1 pseudogene is annotated in these 413 nt (G+C 47.7%); it reads right to left on the reverse strand.

Annotated features, from left to right (window positions below):
• Nucleotides 1-167: 167 nt before the first annotated feature.
• Nucleotides 168-413: pseudogene (locus OB13_RS19860) on the reverse strand (lipid-A-disaccharide synthase); the annotation flags it as partial.

Here is a 413-nt window from a genome sequence, read left to right on the forward strand (position 1 = left end):
GTGAGGCCCCGCCGGCCAGGCGAAGCTATGAAACAAAGTCAGGTTGAAGCCTGATAAAGCTACACTACTCTTAGTATAGTTATGGCATAAGCAAAAGGTCCTGCCTTAAACAGACAGGACCTTTTGCTTATAAACGAATGCGGTTATACCTATACCTATACCTATACCTATACCTCCTTCAAATACCCTACCATCAACTCCGCGGCGCGCTCGGCAGTCCGATGCTCCCCGATCTTCTGCTTCACCAGCGCATAGCCCTCTTTCTGCTTCTTGATAAAGTACTTGTCAAACAGCAGGTTCTTGAGCTCCGCTACGATCTTTTTAGGACTAAAATCATCCTGTATCAATTCGGTCACCACAGGTTTATCGGCGATGAGGTTCACCAAGGAGATGTAGGGCACCTTGATTACGCG

Source organism: Pontibacter sp. HJ8 (assembly GCF_054824225.1).